19 protein-coding genes are annotated in these 22,266 nt (G+C 43.8%); 8 read left to right on the forward strand and 11 right to left on the reverse strand.

The genetic code is table 11. From position 1 onward, the window contains the following. Positions 1-86: 86 nt before the first annotated feature. The 5 genes from CEX98_RS06310 to pspA form a co-directional block, all read right to left on the reverse strand. The gene (locus CEX98_RS06310; protein WP_099641264.1) at positions 87-1,112 is read right to left on the reverse strand and encodes a TIGR01620 family protein; all 1,026 of its coding nucleotides are present in this window, start codon (positions 1,110-1,112) and stop codon (positions 87-89) included. Then, the gene (locus CEX98_RS06315) at positions 1,109-2,521 is read right to left on the reverse strand and encodes a YcjX family protein (RefSeq protein ID WP_099641265.1); all 1,413 of its coding nucleotides are present in this window, start codon (positions 2,519-2,521) and stop codon (positions 1,109-1,111) included. Before CEX98_RS06315 ends, CEX98_RS06310 begins: the two co-directional genes overlap by 4 nt. A gap of 48 nt (positions 2,522-2,569) precedes the next feature. After that, on the reverse strand, positions 2,570-2,971 hold the full coding sequence (pspC, locus tag CEX98_RS06320) for an envelope stress response membrane protein PspC (protein WP_099641266.1): 402 nt from the start codon (positions 2,969-2,971) through the stop codon (positions 2,570-2,572). Beyond that, positions 2,968-3,201, reverse strand: a complete 234-nt coding sequence (gene pspB / locus CEX98_RS06325) for an envelope stress response membrane protein PspB (protein WP_099641267.1) — start codon at positions 3,199-3,201, stop codon at positions 2,968-2,970. Before pspB ends, pspC begins: the two co-directional genes overlap by 4 nt. A 76-nt stretch (positions 3,202-3,277) precedes the next feature. After that, positions 3,278-3,937 carry a phage shock protein PspA gene (gene pspA, locus CEX98_RS06330; RefSeq protein WP_099641268.1) on the reverse strand — a complete coding sequence of 220 codons (660 nt, stop codon included), beginning with the start codon at positions 3,935-3,937 and terminating at the stop codon, positions 3,278-3,280. A gap of 183 nt (positions 3,938-4,120) precedes the next feature. Here pspA and pspF point away from each other — a divergent pair, with 183 nt between their 5' ends. The 8 genes from pspF (at position 4,121) to CEX98_RS06370 (ending at position 12,745) form a co-directional block, all read left to right on the forward strand. After that, complete coding sequence (gene pspF, locus CEX98_RS06335; protein WP_099641269.1) at positions 4,121-5,212, forward strand: phage shock protein operon transcriptional activator; 1,092 nt, start codon at positions 4,121-4,123, stop codon at positions 5,210-5,212. A 2-nt stretch (positions 5,213-5,214) separates the two neighbouring features. Further along, complete coding sequence (sapA, locus tag CEX98_RS06340; protein WP_425334935.1) at positions 5,215-6,822, forward strand: ABC transporter substrate-binding protein SapA; 1,608 nt, start codon at positions 5,215-5,217, stop codon at positions 6,820-6,822. Between the two features lie 2 nt (positions 6,823-6,824). Then, positions 6,825-7,859 (forward strand): ABC transporter permease, encoded by a 1,035-nt coding sequence (locus tag CEX98_RS06345; RefSeq protein WP_099641271.1) that lies wholly within the window; start codon positions 6,825-6,827, stop codon positions 7,857-7,859. Then, a complete protein-coding gene (locus CEX98_RS06350; RefSeq protein WP_099641272.1) occupies positions 7,846-8,739 on the forward strand; it encodes an ABC transporter permease subunit in 894 nt (297 codons plus the stop codon). The genes CEX98_RS06345 and CEX98_RS06350 overlap by 14 nt, the downstream gene beginning before the upstream one ends. Beyond that, positions 8,739-9,746, forward strand: a complete 1,008-nt coding sequence (locus CEX98_RS06355; protein WP_099641273.1) for a peptide ABC transporter ATP-binding protein — start codon at positions 8,739-8,741, stop codon at positions 9,744-9,746. Before CEX98_RS06350 ends, CEX98_RS06355 begins: the two co-directional genes overlap by 1 nt. Next, positions 9,731-10,492 carry an ATP-binding cassette domain-containing protein gene (locus CEX98_RS06360; protein WP_099641274.1) on the forward strand — a complete coding sequence of 254 codons (762 nt, stop codon included), beginning with the start codon at positions 9,731-9,733 and terminating at the stop codon, positions 10,490-10,492. Before CEX98_RS06355 ends, CEX98_RS06360 begins: the two co-directional genes overlap by 16 nt. 18 nt (positions 10,493-10,510) lie before the next feature. Continuing rightward, complete coding sequence (locus CEX98_RS06365; protein ID WP_099641275.1) at positions 10,511-11,539, forward strand: helix-turn-helix domain-containing protein; 1,029 nt, start codon at positions 10,511-10,513, stop codon at positions 11,537-11,539. A 69-nt stretch (positions 11,540-11,608) separates the two neighbouring features. Further along, the gene (locus CEX98_RS06370; protein ID WP_099641276.1) at positions 11,609-12,745 is read left to right on the forward strand and encodes a nuclear transport factor 2 family protein; all 1,137 of its coding nucleotides are present in this window, start codon (positions 11,609-11,611) and stop codon (positions 12,743-12,745) included. Between the two features lie 206 nt (positions 12,746-12,951). On the opposite strand, the gene ppiD is transcribed toward CEX98_RS06370, so the two are convergent. The 6 genes from ppiD to tig form a co-directional block, all read right to left on the reverse strand. Beyond that, positions 12,952-14,862 carry a peptidylprolyl isomerase gene (gene ppiD / locus CEX98_RS06375; RefSeq protein WP_099641277.1) on the reverse strand — a complete coding sequence of 637 codons (1,911 nt, stop codon included), beginning with the start codon at positions 14,860-14,862 and terminating at the stop codon, positions 12,952-12,954. Between the two features lie 182 nt (positions 14,863-15,044). Further along, positions 15,045-15,317, reverse strand: coding sequence for a nucleoid-associated protein HU-beta (gene hupB, locus CEX98_RS06380; RefSeq protein WP_010371157.1), 273 nt, complete (start codon positions 15,315-15,317; stop codon positions 15,045-15,047). Between the two features lie 216 nt (positions 15,318-15,533). Beyond that, on the reverse strand, positions 15,534-17,891 hold the full coding sequence (gene lon, locus CEX98_RS06385; RefSeq protein WP_099641278.1) for an endopeptidase La: 2,358 nt from the start codon (positions 17,889-17,891) through the stop codon (positions 15,534-15,536). Between the two features lie 293 nt (positions 17,892-18,184). Continuing rightward, complete coding sequence (gene clpX / locus CEX98_RS06390; RefSeq protein WP_099641279.1) at positions 18,185-19,468, reverse strand: ATP-dependent protease ATP-binding subunit ClpX; 1,284 nt, start codon at positions 19,466-19,468, stop codon at positions 18,185-18,187. 122 nt (positions 19,469-19,590) lie between these two features. After that, on the reverse strand, positions 19,591-20,208 hold the full coding sequence (clpP, locus tag CEX98_RS06395; RefSeq protein ID WP_099641280.1) for an ATP-dependent Clp endopeptidase proteolytic subunit ClpP: 618 nt from the start codon (positions 20,206-20,208) through the stop codon (positions 19,591-19,593). Between the two features lie 459 nt (positions 20,209-20,667). Continuing rightward, a complete protein-coding gene (tig, locus tag CEX98_RS06400; RefSeq protein ID WP_099641281.1) occupies positions 20,668-21,972 on the reverse strand; it encodes a trigger factor in 1,305 nt (434 codons plus the stop codon). Positions 21,973-22,266: the final 294 nt, after the last annotated feature.

Consider the following 22,266-nt stretch of genomic DNA (forward strand, 5'->3'; position numbering starts at 1 on the left):
AACAAGCATGCCAGATGGGGAGACGGCTAGTTTACCTTGTATCACTAGCCGCTTTTACTTAATGGGGTGTATAAAATTGTTTCCGTTTAAGCTTTTTTACTACGCCGTAGCAGCACATCAACAACCGAGCTGATCGCACTTTTTAACAAGCTTTGTTTATGCGTCAAGCGTGGCAGAGGTCGGCACAGCTCCATCGCTTTGTAGCCCAAACGTGCTGTGAAAATACCCGCACTCAAGCCTTGTGCACTGCGGGTGGAAAGCTTACCTAATAGCTCAGCGCCCACACTGGTTGCTGCAAGATCACTGACCAACTCACTCGCTCCAACAAACACCATTTGCTTCAACAACATTTTGTAGAGCGTGATCCGGCTACGATATGCCAAACGAATACCGTAATGTTTACTAATTTTCTCCACCAGCACCACCCCACGCCACAACACTGCTAGCATATCGACCAGAGCAAGTGGGCTTAGGGCAACCAATAGCGCCGATGTGGTTGCATGTTCTTGGATCAGCTTTTTGGCTTCTTCATCTTGATCACGCAACAAGGTCTTTTCATACAAAGTAACGACTTCTCGGTCGGTGTGATGCGGCTGAAGGGCGTCTTCAAAGGCGGCCACCTTTTTTTCAGGGTGCGCTTTTAAAAGCGGCGCTAACCAAGTGCGCGCTTCACCAATTTGATCACTTTGCAGTAAACGTTGAGCATCATGTTTAATCTGCTGATGTTGCTTTAATTTGCTGAGCGCAATCACTTCTGAAAATAGGAATTTAAACAACGCCAGCAAACCAAGCGATAATACCGTGGTGTACAGGCTGAATAACAAAATACTTTGCTCATAGCTTGCTCTTAATGTCAGTACAGCCTCAACAACAATCAGTACTAATAGTGCAATAACAAAACACTGCTTAAAGCCAAATCGCCAACCAGATTCATACACTCGTTCAATTTTTGGTAACTCAGGCTCTACGCCAGCTTCTTGATGCTCGTTAACAACCAGCTCGTTACCCAGCACTTTGCCTTCACCGCCCAAGTTTTGCGACTCTGGCTGGTTTTCAGCATCGATATTCAAGCGTCGACCTGAGCCTTGATATGATTTAGTCTGATCTGTCATCTTAATTTATCTCCAATTAAGAACTGCAATGCATGATCAAGCCGAATGTGCGTTAAGTTTCCTTGTTTTGCAGGTAGCGGCTCAAAAGCCAAAAATTCAAAGCCGCCTTGCGGCCAAGCTTGCGCCTTAGGGATATGATCAGGTGGCGTTGGTGGGATATAGTTAATAAACTGCTGTTCACCGACGGGTTTTCCAAAGATGCACTGAACATTTTGCGTACCGTCTTGCACCGCCCTCGCTTCCACGCTTCTTACTGAGGAAAGTGACATAGTATCGACAGTCACGCCACTGAACCGCAGCTCGTTTGCGCTATCCATCAACATTTCACTCAACAATCTGGTCAAATTAGTTTGTTGTTCATTTAACACTCCATCGCATTTATTGGCAGCAAACAACACCTTGTCGATTTTTGGATTAAACAAACGAGACAATAAACCACTTTTACCATGTGAAAACATAGCCAATATTTGCTTCAATGCGACTTCTTGTTCTTTTAGCGTGTCATGTCCGTCGCTCAGGCTACCTAATAAATCAACCAACACCACTTGGCGGTCAAACTGGCAAAAGTAGTCTTTATAAAAAGGTGAGACTACTTGTTTCTTATATGCCTCAAACCGATCGTTAAGTTGTTCATATTGACTGTTTGCCGTGATTTCCTCTGGGTGGGTAAGCACAGGAAAAAACAACAGCAACGGTGCACCTTCTAAATCGCCCGGGATCAGTGCTCTACCTGGCTGTAAGTTAGATAGCTTTGTTTCTTGCTGTAGTTGTCGTAGTAGTTCGTGATAACGATGAGCTAGGGTTTTTAATTCACTCTCATTCACCGCTCCAGCACTGTCAAACCGTTCAAGTAACTGTAAAAATTCAGCGGCAAAAGGCTGATACTTCGGCTTTTTCAGTAATGCGAGTTGTTGTTCACACCAGCTTTGAAAAGATAACTTTAATAGTGGCAAATCCATTAACCACTCGCCGGGGTAATCATACAGTTCAAGGTATAAGGTGTGGGTTTGCGCTAAGTGCTGCTTTAAACCGCGCTCACTGTGATACCTGAAGGCTAAAGTTAGGGTATTAATGCGTTTGGTTGAAGCGGGCCAAGTTGGAGGCTCATCTAGCAAACAGCTTATGGCTTGCTGATAATCAAATGTCGGCACTGCCAATGCTTTTTGCGGCTCAGGGCGACAGGCAACCAAACGCCCCTCTCCTACCACATCAAAAAATGGTAAATTATCACTGCTGGCTTGTGTCGTGAGGTGCTTAATTAAGGCTGTAATAAACGCGGTTTTACCACTTCCACTAAAGCCAGTTACTGCAAGTTTTATATGCTTATCAAAGGAGCGGTGGAGCGTTTTTTTGGCTTGTTGTTTTAGCTTATCTAGGGATGAGGGGGTGCGAAAGCGTGACGTTGTCATAAAAAATAATTTACCCCTTTGCAAAAGGCCAAGGCGGCTGATACCGCCTTAAAGCTTGTCTATTTCTCTGCTAACTGTAAATTCAGGAGAAGTTACATAGCGTTCCATGTTTTGAATTCTGCCGTCTAATCGTGACAATCTGTCTTTTAGGTCGTAAAGCGCCTGTCTTGGCGGCTCTCCTTTTTGCCATACTTTAAACTTAACAGATACTTTGTCTTCGTCTTTGGCGTCTGGTGAACGATTAGGGATCACTTCGCGCTTATCTAGAATAAACCAACAAGCAACGTAGACCACAATAAATAACGGACCGCCCGAAAGTAACACAGCTGTGATGAACAAGATCCGAACAAGCCACAGCTCCATATTAAAGTAATCACTCAGGCCGGCACAGACTCCAGCGATTTTACCACGGCTAGGGTCACGATATAGTTCACGCTTTAGTTTACTCATAACTTGCGTCTCCACTGTGGTGATTCTTGATCAAGCAAAGCTTCTAGTGTTTCAACACGATCTGCCATCTTTTCCGCTTTGTTTGCCAATTCGATAAGCTGACGATGCTCATGCTCACTTAACCCTTGGCTCACCTGCTTTTTACTACGGTAATGCAAAATCAACCAAAGTGGTGCCACGACGACCATAAAAATAATCAACGGGGCCATTATTACTTCTGCGTCAAACATAATCTTCTCCTGCCTTCAACCTGGCTGTTATTATTGTAGTTGGTTAGCACCTACCTTGCAGCAGGTGCGGTTATTTTCACTTCTCAGCCATTTTCTTTTTCAGCTGCTCAAGCTCGTCATCAATTTTTTCATTCTTTTGCAGATCCGCAATCTCATCTGCTAAAGATTTCTTACCTAAATCGTAAGACTCAATTTGTGACTCTAGACCATCAATTTTGCTTTCGTATCGCTCGAAACGATTTAAAGCATCATCTACTTTACTGCTGTCTAGTGCTTTTTTCACCTCTAAACGAGACTCAGCCGAACGTTGACGCAGTACAATCGCTTTTTGACGGGCTTTTGCGTCTGCGAGCTTGTCTTGCAGGGTGCTCACTTCCTGTTGTAGCTTTTCAATGTGTGTCTCTACGTGTTGAAGTTCTTGCTCAAGTGCAGCAACATCTTCGGCAGACTTTTGCTTTTCGAGCAATGCTGCTCGCGCTAGGTCTTCACGCTCTTTACTCAATGCCAGTTCCGCTTTGGTCTGCCAATCATCAGCCTGTGCTTTAAGCTGTTCAAGACGGCGCGTTAACTCCTTTTTCTCAGCTAATGTTTTGGCTGAGGTCGATCTTACTTCGACTAGTGTATCTTCCATTTCTTGGATAATTAGGCGAACCATTTTTTCCGGATCTTCTGCTTTATCCAAAATAGCATTAATATTAGAATTCACTATGTCTGCAAAACGAGAAAAAATTCCCATAGTGGTTACCTCTTTGGTTAATAGCTAAATTGCTTACAGACTATGTATCAAATAGCTTGCCAACTTTAACAAATTTAAAAACACAATAAAATCATATGGTTATTTTATTTTCAAAAGTCCTTTAGTTATCCCATTTTTTGAAATACACTAGTTATTAGTAAAAACCACTAAGAGTTAGGCAATATGAGCCGTTTTCGCCAACAGGATAATTTATTAGGCCAATCCGACAGCTTTTTAGCCGTACTAGACAAGGTGTCTCAGCTGGCACCGTTAGAGAAGCCAGTGCTCATTATTGGTGAGCGAGGCACAGGTAAAGAGCTAATCGCCGCACGTCTTCACTTCCTCTCAGAGCGCTGGGATCAAGAGTACGTCAAACTTAATTGTGCAGCGTTAAACGAAAACCTGCTAGAAAGCGAATTATTTGGCCATGAAAGCGGTGCTTTTACCGGGGCCAGTAAACGCCATGAAGGTCGTTTTGAGCGCGCTAACGGTGGTACATTATTTTTAGATGAGCTGGCAAACACCTCTGCCATGGTACAAGAGAAGTTACTTCGCGTTATCGAATATGGAGAGTTTGAGCGGGTGGGCGGTAAACAAACGGTTAAAGTAGATACCCGATTGGTGTGCGCCACCAATGAGGATCTCCCAACGCTTGCTGATGCTGGGGAGTTTAGGCACGACTTACTCGACCGCCTCGCATTTGATGTCATTACCCTGCCACCATTACGAGCCAGAAAAGAAGACATATTATTACTTGCGGAACATTTTGCGATTAATATGGCTCGAGATTTAGGCTGGGAACTATTTAGCGGCTTTACCCGCAAGGCCATCGAAAAACTACTAGACTACCCTTGGCCTGGTAATATACGAGAGCTCAAAAATGTTGTCGAGCGCAGCTTATATCGTCACGGCAACGACCAGGTCCCAGTTCATGATATTGTCTTCGACCCATTTGCGAGTCCATTTAGACCCAGCCAACGTATTAAGGCTCCAGCATCGCACCCGGTCACACCGCAAGGGCAACATGTGGACGAGGCACAAGCGCCATCACCTAGCACCGAACAAGCACCTGAATCTCAGCTCAATTTTGCTTTTCCGTGTGATTTAAAATCACTCTCTAATGAGTATGAAATCACCATGTTGCAAAAAGCACTTGAATTTAGTCAATTTAATCAAAAGAAAACTGCACAAAACCTTGGTTTGACGTATCATCAACTTAGAGGGTATTTGAAAAAATACAACCTATTGGATCAAAACCAAAAACAAGAGGCCTAGTGGTGCGTAAATGGTTTTTTGGTGTGTTGTGTACAGCGCTGTTTGGCTGTACCGATCAGGCACCAAATAAAGTGAATAATAAGTCGCAAGGCTTAGTGTATTGTGCAGAGGCAAACCCTGTGTCATTTAACCCACAAGTGACAACAACAGGGTCTACGATAGATATTATCGCCAACCAGCTGTATGACACCCTGATCAGTATTGACCCAAACACCGGGGAGTTTCTACCCGAGCTTGCCAAATCTTGGGAAGTCAGCGCAGATGGTAAGTCCTTCACGTTTACACTCAGAGATGATGTCCATTTCCATGATACCTTGTATTTTACGCCCACAAGAACCATGAATGCCGATGACGTTGTGTTTTCGTTTAATCGTCTGTTTGATGTGTACAATCCATATCACTTTGTTGGTGATGCAAACTATCCTTACTTTCAAAGTATCGGCCTTGATCAGCTTATTCGCCAGGTAAGAAAAGTGGATGACTTCACCGTGCGATTTGACTTGTTTAACGCTGAGAGTAGTTTTTTATCTAATATTGCGACCGATTTTGCCGTCATTTTATCTAAAGAATACGCCGATAAGCTCATCGAGTTAGATCACAAAGCGGACTTTGACCAAAGACCTGTCGGCACAGGCCCATATAAGTATCGTGAGTTTATACGTGATAACCTGATCCGCTATTACCGCCATGATAAGTATTGGAAGCATCCTGTGCATATGGAACAGCTGGTTTACGATATCACCACCAATGGGACAAGCAGAATTGCAAAAATGCTTACTAAAGAATGTGATATAACGGCTCACCCAAGTGCAACACAACTCACCGTTCTTGAGCAAAGAAAAGACATTGAAGTTGAGAAAGCGGCCAACCTCAATATTGGCTACTGGGCATTCAATACAGAAAAGCCACCATTTAATAACCCACTGGTGCGAAAGGCACTTGCTCATAGCATTGATTTCGAAAAGATCATGCAAGCGGTTTTCTATAATAATGGCATTTTAGCGCGCTCTATTTTGCCCCCTTCTTCATGGGCCTATGAAGCGCAGCCCCAAATGCCAGCTTATGATCCCGATAAAGCCAAAGCCTATTTAAAGCAAGCTGGGCTTGAGGATGGATTTTCCATGACTTTGTGGGCCATGCCAGTGTCAAGGATTTATAACCCCAACGCGCGTAAAATGGCGGAGTTGATCCAACGAGATTTAAGAGAAATTGGGATCAACGCACAAATTATTGAATATGAGTGGAATACTTTTATCGAACGTGTGGGACGTCACGAACACGACAGCGTCCTGCTGGGTTGGGCCGCCGATACGCCCGATCCAGATAACTTTTTTAGTCCTCTACTTAGCTGCACCGCAACTTTCAGCGGTAAAAACCCAGCAAACTGGTGCAACCCTGAGTTCGACTTACTGCTAACTCAGGCGCTCGATACCAATGATATGGAAGCCCGTAAATATTATTATCAACAAGCACAAAAAATGGTGATTGAACAATTACCCTTAGTCCCTATCGCCCACGGTTTAAGGTTCCAAGCGACAAGCTCAGACATCAAGGGCGTTGCACTCCGTCCATTTGGTGGGATTTCGCTGGCAGAGGCAAGGAGAGATTAGGGATGTTTGCTAAATATGCTTTTCGACGTTTGAGCCTGTTATGTTTTATGCTGTTCACCCTCACGGTATTTACCTTCTCGCTGAACTACCTTTTCCCAGGTGAACTGGTAACCAACTTTAGTGGTGAAGTGAACTCCAGTTACGCCCAAACCCAAGCTCTGGTTGAGAAATACCGAATCGAAGAAAATATTTTGGTGCAGTATGGCGCGTTTATCATGCGCATGCTTGAAGGGGACTGGGGACAGTCGCTATCTTCTGGCCAACCTGTTCTCTCCCATGTGAAATACCTTTTCCCAGCCACTATTGAGCTTTGCCTGTACGCGCTTACCGTCGCGGTATTATTTGGGGTTCCAAGTGGAGTGATAGCCAGCGCCTATCACAAAAAGTGGCCTGATCGCGTGATCAACTCTCTGAGCCTGATGGGCTTTTCTATCCCCGTCTTTTGGTTAGCACTGCTACTGATTATGGCGTTTTGCTTGGGGCTTGGCTTATTCCCAATGTCAGGAAGAATTGGCTTGCTTTACGAGATCCAGCCAGTAACCCACTTTATTCTTCTCGATATTTATTTGGAAGGGTTTCCCTACGGTGGTGCCGCATTTTGGGATGCCATTCATCACTTAGCACTGCCAACGGTTGTCTTAGCTATGTACCCAACCACAGTGCTGATTCGCTTTACCCGTGACTCTATGCTCGAGGTGCTGGACCAAAATTATATTAAAACGGCCCGAGCCAAAGGCCTCAATCGCAGCCAATTAATTATTCATCATGCCCTGAGAAACGCCCTACTTCCGGTTATAAAGCAAATTGGACTGCAGTTTAGTACCCTTATTACGCTGGCAATGATAACTGAGGTCATTTTTTCATGGCCCGGTATTGGCCGTTGGTTAATTGAAAGTATTTACCAGCGTGACTTCCCTGCAATACAAGGTGGCTTACTGGCCGTGTCTTTCTTTGTCATTATTGCCAATATGATGTCTGATTTTATCCATTCATTACTCGACCCGATCACTAGGAATCAGGCTCATGGCAAAGTTTAATATATTTACCGAAGAGTCTAATCGTTCACCACTCTTTAGGCTGTGGCGAAAATTCCGTTCTAATCACGTTGCATTAGTGGGATTGTGGCTGTTTGTTGCCCTAACGATTTTAGCACTAACGGCTCCGCTGATAGCGCCTTATGGTGTTAACCAACAACATGCCGACGCGCTTTTGCTACCACCTTCTTGGCATGATGAAGGCGACGTGCGATTTATTCTTGGCACCGATGATCTCGGGCGCGATATTTTATCGCGCTTGATGAATGGTGCGACTTACACTTTTGGCTTGTCTATTATCGCTGCTTTGGTAACAACAGCGCTAGGTGTTGTGCTCGGTACACTGGCAGGCGCCAGCCGTGGTCTCAAATCGAGCCTGTTAAATCACTTGCTTGATATCACTTTGGCTATTCCTTCTTTGCTGCTTGCCATTATTATCATTGCTATTTTGGGGCCCGGTCTTATGAATACCGTTTGGGCCATTATCTTCGCGCTGCTACCTCAATACATTCACTCTATTCGAAACCTTGTGGTCACAGAGCTAAGCAAAGACTACATAATTGCTTTTAAACTCGATGGCGCTAGCCGTTGGAAATTGCTGGTGCGCGGGATTTTACCTAACATCTACGAACATATCGTGGTCATATTTACCATGGCACTGTCTACTGCAATACTCGATATAGCAGCATTGGGTTTCTTAAAATTAGGTGCCCAACCGCCCTCCACCGAATGGGGCGCCATTTTGCAAGAGAACTTGAGCTTGATTTACTTGGCTCCTTGGACCGTTGGCCTGCCGGGGGTATTATTATTCTTGGCAGTACTGTCGACTAACCTTGTCGGTGATGGTCTGCGTGAAGCCCTAAAACAACGAAAGGCCGATTAATGCAGTTATTAGACATTAAGAACCTCACCATTGAGTTACGCACCGAAGATGGCGTGATCCGAGCCGTTGATAAGGTAAATTTAAGCCTCAAAGAGGGTGAAGTACATGCCTTGGTTGGTGAGTCGGGTTCAGGAAAGAGCTTGATTGCCAAGGCCATTGTCGGTGTACTCAATCAACGCTGGACGGTAACAGCTGACCGTATGCACTGGCGTGGTGTCGACCTCATGCGACTGTCGTCTGAAAAGCGTAGAAAGTTGGTCAGCCAAGATATTGCCATGATTTATCAAGAGCCCAGTCGTAGCCTTGATCCTATCGCCACTATTTTTGACCAAGTGGCCGAATCTATTCCTGACAGTGCGCTTAAAGGTGGTTTTTTTGGGCGCCGAAAAGCACGCAAAGAAAAGGTTCGAGCCTTATTGCACAAGGCTGGGATCAGAGATGATAAAAAGATCTGCAACAGCTACCCCCATGAATTATCAGAGGGAATGTGTCAAAAAATAATGATTGCGATGGCCATTGCCAGAAGTCCTAAATTACTCATTGCCGATGAACCGACCACTGCCCTTGAGAGCACCGCAAGGGCGCAAGTATTTAGACTGTTAAAGGCCTTGAATCAGCTAAAGAATATGTCGATTCTGATGATCTCTCATGAGCTTGAGGAAATCTCAGATTGGTCTCATGCGATGCATGTTCTATATTGTGGACAAATGGTTGAAGCGGGACCCACTAAGGCAATCTTTAAGCAACCGCTTCATCCATACACGCAAGCCCTAGTAAAAAGTCTGCCGGACTTTGGTCAAGGCATTGGACATAAAGAGCCTTTTTATGCTCTTAAGGGCACAATTCCGCCATTACAACATTTGCCAATAGGTTGTCGCTTGGGACCTCGCTGCCCTCAGGCACAAAAAGAGTGCGTGGTCACCCCTAGACAAAGCCGCTCGCATGGCCACAGTTACGCCTGCCACTTTCCGCTGATTAAGGTGAAGCAAAAATGCAACCCGTCTTAAAAGTACAATCGTTAAATAAGTCTTACAACACGCGCCAAGGGCTTTTTAAACGTCATTCTTTAAAAGTACTTAGGGATGTTTCCTTTGCGCTAGCACCAGGGCAAACCTTAGCCATCATCGGCGAAACTGGCTCAGGGAAAAGTACATTAGCTAAAGTACTTGCTGGGGCCGATATGGCTGATTCAGGGCAGATTTTACTCAATGGCCAAATTGTTGAAGACAGCGGTATACGGGTGCAAGACTGCCGTACTATTCGACTTATTTTCCAAGACCCTACTCGTTCATTAAACCCAGGCCTGACCATTGGGGATATGCTGGATGATTGTCTGCAATACAATACTGAGCTCACCGAAGAGCAAAGATATAAAAAAATCAGACTAACATTAAGCCGCGTCGGCTTGCTCGCGGAGCATATCGACTATTACCCGCATATGTTCAGCGGCGGGCAGTTACAGCGCGTAGCATTAGCAAGAGCACTGATTCTAGACCCTAAGGTACTGGTGCTGGATGAGGCCTTATCATCCCTAGACCCCTCGGTTCGAGCTCAAACGGTAAACCTGTTACTAGAGCTACAAGCAGCTACAGGACTTGCCTATGTGCTTATCACGCATCATTTGAGCTTAGTGCGCCATATGAGTGATGAAATATTGGTGTTGAACCGTGGTAAAGTTGTCGAATACGGTGAGACCGAAAGTGTCTTTAATACTCCTAAATCGAAAACCATGCAGAAGCTTCTATCAGCTTAACCTTTGAGGGAGTGAGTAATGGATTTTAACACCCATCTGTTATTTTTCTTCTCACTTGTCGGAGTGTTTAACGGATTTATTCTCAGTGCCCTGCTACTAATAAAATTTCCTGAGACTAAGGCACTACGCTGGGTATCGGTACTCCTCATTTTACTCTGTATTCGAATTGGTAAGTCAGTCCTTTTTTACTTTAATCCTGAACTGGATAAAACGATTCTGCAAATCGGCCTGAGTGCCTACTTTTTACTTGGCCCCTGCCTACTCAATTTTGTACTTGCAAGCTATAGTCAAACTAGAGCTCGCTACCTAACAATACATTTTTTGGCATTAAGCGGCTTTATTATTGGATTTGGTATACTTACCCCCTATCAACTTAACCCTGAGATCTGGCAAACGTGGGGCTATAAAGGTTCATCCTACCTTTGGCTGGGTTACTTACTGATAAGTTCATATACTTTTTATCGTCTAGCTACACCGAAAAATGCCAATAGCAAAGCTGAGTTTCATTTATCTTTAGTTGTGATCTGCGGTTGCTGGCTTATTTGGGCCGCTTATTTCTTTTCGTCATTCACTTCTTACATCACAGGGGCGCTCACGTTCAGCTTGGTACTCTATCTAAGTATCCTTTTCACCCCCAAATTGCTACGAAAACCGACTTCTAGCGAGCAAAAATATGCCAATACACACATCAGCGACGATGAATATAATCAACTCGTAGCCAAACTCGAGACGCTGATGTCACAAGGCAAACTATTTACCGAGCCGGATTTAACCCTACCCCGATTAGCCAAACGATTAGGCACAAGCCACAACAAATTATCGCAAATAGTAAATCGTCACTATCACTGTAACTTCAAACAATACCTCAATGGCTTGAGGGTTGAATACGCTAAGCATTTGCTCTCTAGCACCGATATGCCGTTGGAGCAGCTTGCACTAGAGTGTGGTTTTAATTCTGCATCTACATTTTTTGCCGCATTTAAAAAACTCACAGGATACTCTCCAAATAGCTTTAAACACTCCGAAAACATACTCTCAGACTCCTAAAACATACTCTAGGTGACTGCTTTAATTAAATAAGTTTACATTTCTTCTGATTCATTACAGGAGAAACTTATGACCCTATCAAAACTAGTACCATTATTACTTCTACTACTTATCCACTGTGGGATCGCCACCGCTTTGGAGGATGAAACCGCAAATATCGAAACTACGTTAAGCTACTACATCAGTGGTACCGCGAATAACCAGCCTGAAGCGATAAAAAAAGCGTTTCATCCCAACGCAATACTTATTTTAGAAAAGGCAAACGATGCGATGTGGCAAGTTCCGTTAAAAGAGTATTTGAGTTGGTATAAAGGTTTTAAAAAAGATACAGGAAGGCGCGCCAAAATTTTAAATATCAGCGTGAATGGCATGCTTGCACAGGCTAAAATTCGCGTTGATATATTGAAGTCAAACGTTCAGTACATCGACCATCTACTCCTAAAGAAACTAGACGGCAGGTGGCAAATCATCAGTAAATCGGCGCAGCGAAACACGCTAACTCTCGAGCAACAAAACAACTTAGGTCGCCGAGTGCTTATTGTCGCATCAAGCAAAGCCTTTCACGGTGACAGTCAGCTACCTGCAGGCACAAGCTTTGATGAACTCCTCAGTGCCTATGACATATTTACGCAAGCAGGGCTCATGGTTGATTTTGTCAGCACACAAGGCGGTGCATTAAACCTTAGTTATATAAATACTTCAAATGACGAACATAAAAAGTACCTGTACCAACCAGATTATATGTATGCACTTAGCAACACGATGCGTCCAGCGGAAGTCGATCCAAGTCAATACGCAGCGATCTATTATGTCGGTGGTAGCAACGCCATGTATGAAGTAGCGGAAAACCTCACTCTACAACGTATCGCTATGCATATATATGAACAAAACCAAGGTGTTATTGCCGCCGTATGCCACGGCACAGCAGGTATCGTCAATTTACGCTTAAAAAATGGTGAGTATTTAATCAAAGGAAAGCAAATCACAGGGTACCCAACCGCATTTGAAAACCCAGATAGGGCCTATTTCAAACATTTTCCTTTTCAAATCCAGCCCAAAGTAGAGGCGCTAGGAGGCAATTTTGAGTATGGAGAGCGAAATGACTCGTTTATCAAGGTAGATAGCCGCATAGTGACTGGACAGAATTATCAGTCTTCACAAGCTGTTGCAAACTCTGTACTTGAGTATATTTATTCAATTAAGTAACCCAAGGTTTGGATAAGCAATGAACTAACTATTGGCTTTGAACTCAACTCAGTTAGCGCTAAAACTAGCGGCAAAAATTTTACTATTTCATCCTTCAAATTGATTAGAGAATTAATTCAACTGGTATAACTATCCGACGCTTAGGTTGAGCGATCACAAGATATAAAAAAGGCGCCAAATTGGCGCCTTCTTCTAGCTAAGCGACATTACTGTTGCTCTGTTACCTGTAGCTGAGGTCGTTTAACCTCCGCTTTCGCTTCTAGTGCCGCTAGCAGCTCTAGATAGTTTTTGTTGGCATAAGAAGAAGTAATGGATTGCTTCTGCTGCGGGTCGACTTTGCCGTCCACTTCAGGTGTGGTTACTGATTTAAGCACCACAAATGCAGAATCACCATTATCAAGCTCAACTAGCGCAGATTGCGTTTCTGCAACACCTGGCTGAGGCAATTTAAATGCCTCGGTAGAAATTGCCGGCGGTACGTCATAGCTACGACGCTTTAGCTCTGCCACGCTTTTCACTTCAACGTTTTGCGCTTTGGCGATCTCAGCAAGTGTTGAACCGTTTTGTAACTGCTCGAATAAAGACTGCGCTTTTTCAGCAATAAGTGCCGATGCTTTTTCGTCGCTTAACTGCGTTTTAATTTGAGCACTCACTTCTTCAAGTGGTTTAGTCGCAGCAGGCTTGTGATCAGCAACACGAACCACAACGATATGCTCAGGCGCCACTTCTAACACTTCTGAGTTTACACGGTCTTCTAACAGCTCAGGTGTAAAGATTGTACTCGTTACGTTTGGTGCATTAAGTGGTTCAGGCAACGCATTACGGCTAACAAGCTCTGTTGATTTCACTTCAACACCGGCAACTTCGGCAGCATCCTGCAGTGAATCGGCCATTTCGAACGCAAGCTCAGCTACACGAGTCTGTTTTTGATAGAAAGCATCAATCTTAGCCGCTTTTTCAAGCTCTGCTCGAAGTTCCTCTTTTACATCATCGAATGACTGTGCTTGCTGGCGTTGAATGTCGGTCAGTTTAATGATGTGAAAGCCAAATTCTGACTCCACCACTTCAGACACATCACCTACAGCAGCCAATGAGAATGCCGCATCTTCAAATGCTGGGTCCATCATGTCTCTTTCGATCCAGTCTAGATCACCACCAAGCTCAGCACTCACGATGTCGTCAGACTTTTCTTCTGCTACAACAGCAAAATCAGCACCACCGTTGAGCTCAGCTAAGATTTCATCAGCCTTCTGCTTAGCCGCTTCTGGATCTTCGCTTGAGTCGACAAGAATGTGTGATACACGACGTCTCTCAGGCTCTAAGTACTGGTTTTTTTGTTCTTCGTAATACGTTTTTAGTGCTTCTTCTGTTACCGGCTCTGCAGGCGCTAGGTCTTGTGCTTTTAACTCAATATAGTTAACCGCGACGAGCTCAGGTGCTTGGAACTGGTTCTGGTTTAAGTCGTAGTAGTTTTGGACTTCTTCATCTGAAACCGATACTTCGTCTTTTACTAATTCTTTACTAAGTACTGCGTAATCGATGGCTCGCGTTTGTTGCTGCAGAGCAATTGAGTGTTGTAGTTCGTTCTTCAACACAAAATCAGTACCCGCAACCGCTGAAATCAATTGTGCACGGGTCATCTCGTCACGCAGATATTCACGGAAGCTGTCCGGTTGGAAGTTCATCTGACGGATAACTTGTAAGTAACGGTCGTTACTGAACTCACCGCCAATCTGGAAGTACGGCATTTCTACAATCGCTTTTTTTACTTGTTCGTCACTAACGCGAAGACCAAGCTCCTTTGCTAGTTGCGATTGCAATTCCTGTTGTACTAACTGATCAACCACACCTTGGCGGATTTGCGCCATATAGTTCGGATCGGCTGCGATTTGCGCAAAGTATTCACCAAACTGCTGCTCTAGACGTGCACGTTCATTTGAATAAGCACGGGAGAACTTAGTTTGCGAGATCTTTACTCCGTTAACTTCTGCGACAGGTTGCTCTGTGGTCTGACCTAGGTAACCACCGATCCCTGCTAACGCAAAAGATAAGATGACTAAACCTAATACGATTTTAGCCGCCGGCCCTTGTGAACCTTCTCTGATCTTTTCAAGCATTTATTGTTTCTCTTATCTAAGTCAAAGCACACGAGGCACTTTGTGAATTACTAGATGTTGGTTAAAGCATTATACCACCGCAAGTTCTAGCAGTGATGGTATAAAAAAAGCGTATCTTAGCAGATACGCCTTTTATCTTGAAGCAGTTCGCGATGACTCATCATCGCTTAATTCAAATTGAATTAGTTTACTGCGTCTTTAAGCGCTTTACCCGCTTTGAAAGATGGGATGTTAGCTGCTGCGATTTGAATAGTCTCGCCTGTTTGAGGGTTACGACCAGAACGTGCAGCACGCTCACGTACTGAGAAAGTACCAAAACCTACAAGAGCAACAGAGTCACCATCTTTAAGTGCACCTGTTACCGACTCAATGAATGAATCTAGCGCACGACCAGCAGCCGCTTTAGAAATGTCAGCATCAGCTGCGATTTGATCGATTAATTGAGATTTATTCACAATATCATCCTCTTCCATAGTTATTATCAAAAGTTACTTCTTACTGGTAACTTTTGCTATTCATTTAGAGACATCACAGCGACTCTCTAATTCTCGAAATCTTTCTCAAGCCTAGTGATTACGGGGCTTCCGAACCACCAAGCTTGAATACAGTGCCTAACTTAACACACCTTTTAGATTTGAAAAGCCTTTTCACTCACTTTTTTGGCTTTTTTCTCAGTTTTTTTGCGATTCCACAGTAAAACTGTCTAATGGATGCGCTAATGCTAGCGATAGTACGTCATCAATCCAAGACACGGCATGAATATCAAGTCCTTCAAGCACGTTTTCTGGGATCTCTTTCAAGTCACGCTCATTCTTTTTCGGGATGAGAACACGCTTGATACCACCGCGATGTGCAGCCAGTAGTTTTTCTTTTAAACCACCAATTGGCAGTACTTCACCGCGCAGGGTGATCTCACCGGTCATAGCAACATCAGCACGTACTGGATTACCTGTTAAGCTAGAAACTAATCCAGTTACCATTGCAATACCAGCACTTGGTCCATCTTTAGGTGTCGCACCTTCAGGTACATGAACGTGAATATCGCGCTTCTCGTAAAAGTCTTCGTTAATACGCAGCTTATCAGCACGATTGCGCACCACGGTCATTGCCGCTTGAATCGACTCTTGCATCACATCACCCAAAGAGCCTGTGTAAGCAAGTTTACCTTTACCTGGCACGGCGGCACATTCGATAGTGAGTAGATCTCCCCCCACTTCAGTCCACGCTAATCCGGTTACTTGACCAACACGGTCGCCATCTTCCGCTTTGCCATAGTCGTGACGCTGGACACCTAAAAATTCTTCTAAGTTTTCTTGGTTAATCACAACCTGCTTCACTTCTTTGTCAAGCAAGATGTTCTTCACCGCTTTACGGCATAGTTTAGAGACTTCACGTTCTAAATTACGGACACCGGCTTCACGAGTGTAATAGCGAATAATGCCAATAATTGCGCTGTCTTCAATATTTATTTCAGACTCTTTTAGTCCATTGCGTTTAATTTGCTTTGGAATAAGGTGCTGTTTCGCAATGTTAAGCTTTTCGTCTTCTGTATAACCAGATAAACGGATCACTTCCATTCTATCAAGCAGTGGGCCGGGTATATTGAAACTGTTAGACGTTGCCACAAACATAACGTCAGACAAGTCGTAGTCCACTTCAAGGTAATGATCGGCAAAATTACTGTTCTGCTCTGGGTCAAGTACTTCTAACAAGGCCGAGGCTGGATCACCGCGCATATCCGATGACATCTTGTCGATTTCATCGAGCAAGAATAATGGATTCTTTACCCCTACTTTAGACATGCTTTGAATAAGCTTACCAGGCATTGAACCTATGTAAGTTCTTCTATGACCACGAATTTCAGCTTCGTCTCTAACACCACCTAGCGCCATACGCACGTATTTGCGCCCTGTAGAGCGAGCAATAGACTGACCGAGGCTAGTTTTACCCACACCAGGAGGACCCACTAAACACAGAATAGGACCTTTCAATTTATTGGTACGTTGCTGCACTGCTAGATATTCAATGATGCGGTCTTTAACCTTTTCTAACCCATAGTGATCTGCATCTAAAATCTTCTGAGCACCTGCAAGGTCCTTTTTCACCTTAGAACGTTTTTTCCAAGGAACATTAATCATGGTCTCAATGTATGAGCGCACAACCGTTGCTTCTGCAGACATTGGCGACATCATTTTCAGCTTGTTCAGCTCAGACATTGCCTTTTCTTCCGCTTCTTGCGGCATTTTAGATTCACTAATGCGTTTTTTGAGCGCTTCGAATTCGTCAGGTACATCGTCTAGTTCGCCAAGCTCTTTCTGAATTGCTTTCATTTGCTCATTCAGATAGTACTCTCGTTGAGACTTCTCCATTTGCTTTTTAACGCGAGAACGGATTTTCTTTTCGACTTGCAGTAAGTCGATTTCGCCTTCCATCAACGCCATTAAGTACTCAAGACGTTCGGTGACATCATGAATTTCAAGTACTTTTTGCTTCTCTGGCACCTTAATTGGCATGTGTGCAGCCATGGTATCCGCAAGGCGCGCGGCTTCGTCGATACCAGAAACCGACGTTAATACCTCAGGTGGGATTTTTTTATTTAGCTTTACATAGCCTTCAAATTGGCTAATGGCACTACGCACCAAGACATCTTGCTCTTGCTCATCTACATCTTGTGATGGAATATATTGAGCTTGTGCTAAGAAATATTCATCGGTTATTAAAAATTCATCTATTTTAGCGCGTTGAGTGCCCTCAACTAACACCTTAACCGTACCATCTGGCAGTTTAAGTAACTGCAATACCGTTGCGATAGTACCAGTTTGATAGACGTCGTCAGTGCTTGGGTCATCAACTGAGGCGTCTTTTTGCGCAACTAAAAAGATTTGCTTGTCGTTGTCCATCGCAGCTTCTAGGCATTTTATTGATTTTTCTCGGCCTACAAACAGCGGGATCACCATGTGCGGGTACACGACTACGTCGCGTAGCGCTAGCACAGGAATTTCTACTCGATCCGTTCTTTCAAGCGTCATTATGTTCTCTTCGCACTTCAATTAATTTTGGGAATACTGAGCTATATGGGGATAACGCAGATAAAGTTCAATAGTTTATAGTAATCCGCATCAAGTAGAGATCAATTCAACGCATAAAAAGCTGGGTTTTACACCTAATTTAGCAAACAAAAACCGCCAAAGCGTTTCACTCTAAACACATGCCCTACCATGACTCTTTAACGTTATACCAAATTTGACCATATTGGCTTCTATTTGATGTGGACTAAGATGTAAAAAGGAGCGCTGGGCTCCTTTTTCAATCTTGTATAGAGTTATTCAGATGCCGCTTTTTCTTTACCGTTATTTTCGTAAATCATAATCGGATCCGACTCACCTTTGATGACAGTCTCATCAATGACTACCTTGCTGACCTCTTCCAACGAAGGTAACTCATACATAGTATCTAGCAACACACCTTCAACGATCGAACGTAGGCCCCTTGCTCCGGTTTTACGTTCCATCGCTTTATGAGCAATCGCTCTCAATGCGTCTTCTCGGAATTCAAGGTCTACTCCTTCCATCTTAAACAGTGCCGCATACTGCTTGGTTAGCGCGTTCTTTGGCTCGTTTAAGATTTCAATTAGTGCATCTTCGTCCAACTCGGTTAGTGTAGCAACCACAGGCAAACGACCAATGAATTCAGGGATTAAGCCATACTTGACTAAATCTTCAGGCTCTACGTCTTTAAATGTTTCGCTAAGTGAACGCTCTGAGTCTTTCGACTTAACCTCTGCACCAAAACCGATACCGGTGTTTTTCGTACTACGTTGTTCAATCACTTTATCTAGGCCTGCAAATGCACCGCCGCAGATAAACAAGATTTTAGACGTATCAACTTGTAAAAACTCCTGCTGCGGGTGCTTTCTGCCACCTTGAGGCGGAACAGAAGCTACCGTGCCTTCAATCAGTTTTAGTAGTGCTTGTTGTACACCTTCACCGGACACATCACGGGTAATTGAAGGATTGTCTGACTTTCTTGAAATCTTGTCGATTTCGTCAATATAAACAATGCCTCGCTGCGCCTTTTCTACGTCGTAATCACATTTTTGCAGCAGCTTTTGAATGATGTTTTCAACATCTTCACCAACATAACCAGCTTCAGTTAACGTTGTTGCATCTGCCATTGTAAATGGTACGTCGAGTAAACGGGCAAGCGTCTCAGCTAGTAGGGTTTTACCACTACCAGTTGGACCAATTAAAAGAATATTACTCTTGCCAAGTTCAACATCACCTTTGCCGCCTTGAGTACGTAAGCGCTTGTAGTGATTATATACGGCTACAGAAAGTACTTTTTTCGCATGTTCTTGGCCGATCACATAATCATCTAGGTGATTTCTGATTTCTTTTGGTACAGGCAATTTATCAGACGCGTCATGCTTAGGCGCAATATCTTTGATTTCTTCCCTAATAATATCGTTACAAAGTTCAACGCACTCGTCACATATATAGACAGATGGACCGGCAATTAACTTACGAACTTCATGCTGACTCTTACCGCAAAATGAGCAGTAGAGTAACTTGTTGTTCTTATCGCCGTCTGTTGGAGTGTCTGACATTCAGCTACCTCATTCAATTGCTGTTATCTCTCGATAACATCGTATTTCTTTTAACTATACCAAAGAATATGTGCTTTGGCACAGTAGAAGCCGATGAATTAGCTTCATCGGCTACTTCCTAATCACTTAAGCTCGCGGCTCGAGTGAACTGCATCAATTAGGCCATATTCTAGGGCTTGATCAGCAGTCATAAAGTTGTCTCGATCGGTATCGTGAGCAACCACATCGTAAGGCTGGCCAGTATGATCCGCCATCAAACGATTCAACTTCTCTTTAATTGCCAAGATTTCACGGGCATGGATTTCAAAATCTGATGCTTGCCCTTGGAAGCCACCTAATGGTTGGTGGATCATAACGCGTGAGTTAGGTAAACAATAGCGCTTACCTTTAGCACCACCAGATAGTAAAAATGCACCCATACTAGCCGCCTGACCAACACACACAGTGCTCACATCTGGCTTAATGAAATTCATCGTGTCATAAATTGACATACCAGCGGTCACCGAGCCACCCGGTGAATTGATATATAGGAATATATCTTTGTCTGGGCTCTCTGACTCCAAAAACAACATCTGCGCCACGATAAGGTTGGCCATATGGTCTTCTACCTGACCCGTTAAGAAAATAATACGGTCTTTAAGTAGTCGAGAGTAAATGTCATAAGAACGCTCGCCTTTAGCCGTTTGCTCCACGACCATAGGTACTAATGCATTGGTTGGATCGATCATACCATCATTCATGTTTTTTATTCCTTATTAGCACAGAATCTGCTATCAGCGTGTAGCAAGTTCATTGAGTTTAGCGCGACTCAAGGAACATTCTGCAATCGGTGTTAAAGCTAATACTTTTTTGAGCGAAATGGAACGAGTAATACTTATTGAATTAACTCTCCAACTCTTTTGAAAGATAAAATTCCCCCGTAGCTTAGCTACAAATTTCTTATTTAAAACAAATAAATAGAAATACTCTGGCCTAACTACAAAGCTAATCCTCAGCTTCAAAATAGTGCGTTTACTCAATACAAGAGGTAAAACTCACAGAAATAAGTATAGCTAATAAAAAAAGCCATGCCTCAAGATATAAGCACTTTATGCTTCAATATCAAGGCTTAAAAACAAAAATGGCCCGAATTCTCTATTAGAGTAACTCGAGCCATTTAAACTTCAGCTTAGCTGGAAGTCAATGATTTCCTCAAAGACTTATTGAGCCGCCTGTGGGTTCATGATGTCGTCGAATGATTTTTCAACATCAGAAACCGTTGCAGCAGCAAGAACAGCTTCAACAGCTAATTCTTCCATCGCTACATTGCGCATTTGCTGCATAAGCTGGTCGTTTGTTTTGTAGTATTCAACTACTTCGCTTGGATCTTCGTATGCAGAAGCAACAGTCTCGATTAACTCTTCAACTTTCGCATCGTCAGCTTTGATGTCGTTCGCTTTGATTACTTCACCTAGAAGTAAGCCAGTCTTAACGCGCGTTACCGCTTGCTCGTGGAAAAGCTCAGCTGGTAGCTCAGGCATGTTTTGTGCGTTGCCGCCAAAACGCTGTGCAGCTTGTTGACGAAGTGCGTCGATCTCTTGATCTACAAGTGCTTTAGGCACTTCAACGTCGTTGGTTTCTAGAAGACCTTTGATCGCTTGATCTTTAACGTTTGCTTTAACCGCTTGGTTAAGCTCACGTTCCATGTTCTTCTTCACTTCTTCTTTAAGTGCGTCAACGCCGCCTTCAGCAACACCAAACTTAGTTGCAAACTCATCAGTTAGTTCAGGAAGTTCTTGAACTTCAACTTTCTTCACTGTGATAGTGAATTGAGCCGCTTTACCTTTTAGGTTTTCAGCGTGGTAGTCTTCAGGGAAAGTTACGTCAGAAACAACTTCCTCACCTGCTTTTTTACCAACGATACCATCTTCAAAACCTGGGATCATACGACCTTGGCCAAGTTCTAGAGGGAAATCTTCCGCTTTACCACCTTCAAACTCTTCACCGTCGATTGTACCAACGAAATCAACCGTTACACGGTCTTTTTCGCCAGCAGCTGCATCGCTCTCAGTCCAATCAGCGTGCTGCTTACGAAGTGTTTCAAGCATATTAGCAAGATCTTCGTCAGTTACTGAAACTGCTGGTTTCTCAACTGCGATTTTTTCTAGATCTTTAAGCTCAACTTCTGGATATACTTCAAAAGTTGCATCGAATTCTAAATCTTTACCCGCTTCTAGAGATTTAGGAGCAAAGCTAGGTGCGCCAGCTGGGTTGATTTTCTCAGCAATGATTGCCTCGATATAGTTACGCTGCATTAAATCGCCAGCAACTTCTTGACGAACAGCTGCGCCATAACGCTTAGTGATGATTGACACTGGTACTTTACCAGGGCGGAAGCCATCGATACGCTGTGTTTTTGACAGTTGTTGTAGGCGTTTTTTAACTTCAGTCTCAACGTTCTCTGCAGGAACGGTGATGGTCAGACGGCGCTCAAGGCCTTGAGTCGTCTCAACAGAAACTTGCATGATTTACCTCAATCTTCATTTTTGGGCGACAAAGCGCCTTCCTTACTAACAAGACAACCATCATGCTTTTTATGGGCCTTCGGCTAAACTGCCAAACTCTCCGTTGCATGTGACGCTTGTTGCCTGCCCTACGGGCACTACGTTAATTAATAGACGCGGCATTATAACCTATTCAACGACGGAGTCGAGCAATCGGGTTAAATAATTAGGCATATTGGTGCTAATTGATTAAAAGTTAGTTAATTTGAAATAATTGAAGTAGATAATAGAGAGAAAGTGGTCGGCGATGCAGGA

The organism is Pseudoalteromonas piscicida (assembly GCF_002744175.1).
In the GTDB taxonomy this organism is placed as follows: domain Bacteria; phylum Pseudomonadota; class Gammaproteobacteria; order Enterobacterales; family Alteromonadaceae; genus Pseudoalteromonas; species Pseudoalteromonas piscicida_B.